Raw genomic sequence first — 3,281 nt, 5'->3', positions numbered from 1 at the left:
CGGATGCCGTGTATTTGAACCTAAATTAGAACAGACAAGGCTTTCAGCCGATAATAAAGCTCGTAAACGTGGCAAAATCTTGACTTTAAGCGAAATTATGACCATCCTGATCGCTTTCCATCAAAACCACTACCGTAATTTTAAACATTTCTACCTCGATCATGTTTGTGTCTACTGGCGACAAGAGTTCCCTCAACTGCCTAGCTATCAACGTTTTATCGAATGGATACCCTCGACTCTCATCCCCTTATGCGTTTACTTGAAGCATTGTTTTGGTCGTTGCACGGGGATTAGCTTTGTCGATGCCACCAAAATTCAGGTCTGCCATAATCGCCGCATCAGTAGTCATCGGGTGTTTGACAATTTAGCCGCACGGGGAAAAACCTCTGTGGACTGGTTTTTTGGCTTTAAACTGCATTTAGTGGTGAACGAGGAAGGAGAATTGCTCAACGTTCACCTTACCCCCGGCAATGTGGACGACCGCAAACCCGTGAACAAATTGCTACAATCCTTGTTTGGCAAAGTTTTTGCTGACCGAGGTTATGTCTCTCAATCCCTGGGGGAGGAACTGCTCAAAGATTTTGGTATTGAGTTTTTTGCTAAACCCAAGCGGAACATGAAAAATCGCTTAATCCGCCTTTATGACAAGCTTTTATCCCGTAAGCGTTCTATTGTCGAGACTATTATTGACCAACTCAAGAACATCTCTCAGATTGAACATTCCCGCCACCGCAGCCCTGTTAATTTTTGCGTTAATCTTCTCTGTGGTTTGATTGCTTACTGTCACCAGCCGAAAAAACCCTCCTTGAAGATGGAATGGGCTTTACCCCCCGCTGCTTAACCCGAACTGGGGTTGAGTTAAGGATAGGTATAGCAACTTATTAAAAGTTGTCAAACATTAATTTACAAGGAGAATTTATTCTCAATTTTTATAATTGAGATAGTTTGTGTCGCTTAAATAAACAGGTTTTGATAACCAAATTAAGGCATATCTAAAGAGTTTTGGGTTAAAAGTCAAACTTTAGCTTTTTATTCAAAACAAATATACTAATTAACTAATTTTTTGGGGAAAATTAGTTAAGCTACCATTATAACATATAATTAATTTGCAAGGGTTATAATAAATAAATAGCTCTGTTTTTGCCAGATTAAAACCATCGGTTTTTGAGTGAAAGAAACGACTTTCGCTAATAACTATTTGAGTAATTACTTCTGCTCCCTAATCTAGGCTCACTATAATTTTGAAACAGGATTTAGTAAGTAGCAGGTTATAATTAAATTGAAGATAGAACCCCCCTTAATCCCTCCTTGATAAGGTGGGGGAACTGACAATTTTTAACACCTACCTACTTATAACATTCTCTAGGTTTGAATAACCCGCGTATCCATAGCAGTAAAAAATTTATTCTTTTCTTGTCACCGCTAAATTATGCTCGCTAACTCTCCTGTTCAGATAAATTTCTCCGAGAACAATTAATCCTAGAATCAGAGGTAAACTCAGCCATGCTCCTAGGTTTCCTAAGTAGTTAATACTAATAGCAATCAGGAGAGTTACCACCATATAAATAATTGCCACTTGTGGATGAGACAAGCCAGATTTTTGTAATCTTTGATAAAGGTGACTGCGGTGAGCTTGGAAGATATTTTCCTTTCTTAATAATCGACAAATCAGGGTATAAATAGCATCACCAATCAGAGGTAAAGTGATAGTTAAAGCTGACCAAGCCTGACTTTGATTGCCCTGGGCATTAAGTAAAACCATAGCGACAATTGCCCCTAAACTGGTGCTACCCACATCGCCCATAAAAATTTTCGCTGGCGACCAATTCCAGAGGAGAAAACCGCCTAAAGCTGCCACTAAAAGCCATAAAATTGGTTGCTGAAAATAGAGAGCGAGAAACCCTAATTGTACCGCCGTACAGCCAGCCACCAAGCCATCAAGACCATCCATAAAATTATAAAAGTTAATGATCGCGGTCAGGCCGATAATTGTGAGAATAAAAGCCAAAATTTTGCCGCCAAAACCCAAATCTAATAGCCAAGATTGGGGAAAAGCACCGAAAAAAGTGACCGCAACACTAGCGGAGGATAACTGCACTAAATAGCGAATACTAGAGGGAATACCGCGACGATCATCGAGAAGGCCGATAATAATTAAAGGAGTCAGGGACAACCACAGGGGAATAAGAGGTAGGGAAGGAGGAAGGAGAAAATAACTGAGGCCGCCGGTAAGAGCAAAAGCGACGACAAAACCGAGCCCACCTCCCCTGGGTGTGGGTTGACTATGGCTGCTACGCTCATTGGGAATATCTAACAATTGTTGGCTAAAACGTTGTTTAATCAGGGCAACCACCAGAAAACTAATCAGAAAACTGATGACTGAGAGTAGGGATAATAACATAGGGATTTTTGCACTCAGATTAATTATCGATCCTACGTTGTTCGGTGACAAAAAGTGCAGATATTGCCATCGTGGTTTTAGTCAGTGTCAGCATCCCACTTCCAAAGCTAAGGCGCTTCGGGTTTTGGGGAATATGATCAGCAATTTCAGGTTTAACCTACTCTCGATCGCTTTTTACCTGACTGATGCGACGAACGTTTAAAATATCGCTCATCAGCTTAATTTGACCAACACAGCGTTCAAATTGTTGCAGGTCTTTTACTTCAATTTTCAGGGAAATTAAAGCGGGTTTACCGAAATTAGTCTTAACTCCGGCATTGCGAACGTTAATATTTTGGTCACTTAAACGAGAGAGAATATCTTTTAAAACCCCGACGCGATCAATCACTTCAATCTGAATATTTACTGGATAAGTTGGATAACGTCCCTGGTCATCTAGGGGGTTCCAACTAACAGGAATTAAGCGTTCAGCTTCGGCTTTTTCCACATTCGAGCAGCCCTGACGGTGAATAACAATACCTTCCCCCGCATGGGCAACTATACCGGTAATATTTTCTCCTGGTAAAGGACAACAACAACCGGCCAAACGATAGACTAATCCCTCCACACCGGCGATCGGTGATTTACTAACGGGTAAAGCCCTTTGAACGGGAGAAGGTGGTAGAATCAATTGGGAATCAGTCAGGACATCGGGCGGATTTTTGACCGTTAAAATTTCCTGTTGATTTTTAACTGTTTCTTGCAGACGATTAACCACATTTTTTAGGGTAACTTCGCCGTAACCTAAGGCCGCCAATAAATCATCTACTGCCACATAATTGCACTGTTTAGCCACCGATTGCATTCGTTCCGATTTCAGCAGGGCATCGAAGCCAGTTTT

Annotated in this window: 3 protein-coding genes; 1 reads left to right on the top strand and 2 read right to left on the bottom strand. The window is 41.1% G+C overall.

Annotated elements, in window-relative coordinates; all coding sequences use genetic code 11:
• The coding region (locus tag PX484_RS09570) for an IS982 family transposase (protein WP_288103624.1) at nt 1–841 on the top strand (841 nt) is incomplete at its 5' end.
• A 561-nt stretch (nt 842–1,402) separates the two neighbouring features.
• On the opposite strand, the gene PX484_RS09565 is transcribed toward PX484_RS09570, so the two are convergent.
• Both PX484_RS09565 and PX484_RS09560 read right to left on the bottom strand, forming a co-directional pair.
• On the bottom strand, nt 1,403–2,401 hold the full coding sequence (locus PX484_RS09565; protein WP_004267966.1) for an MraY family glycosyltransferase: 999 nt from the start codon (nt 2,399–2,401) through the stop codon (nt 1,403–1,405).
• 157 nt (nt 2,402–2,558) lie between these two features.
• A partial coding sequence (locus PX484_RS09560; protein ID WP_288103620.1) for an ACT domain-containing protein occupies nt 2,559–3,281 on the bottom strand: 723 nt, incomplete at its 5' end.

Origin of the sequence: Microcystis sp. M49636_WE2, assembly GCF_030065375.1 — a bacterium.
Lineage (GTDB): Bacteria > Cyanobacteriota > Cyanobacteriia > Cyanobacteriales > Microcystaceae > Microcystis > Microcystis aeruginosa_C.
This window is presented reverse-complemented; position numbering and strand designations above follow the sequence as displayed.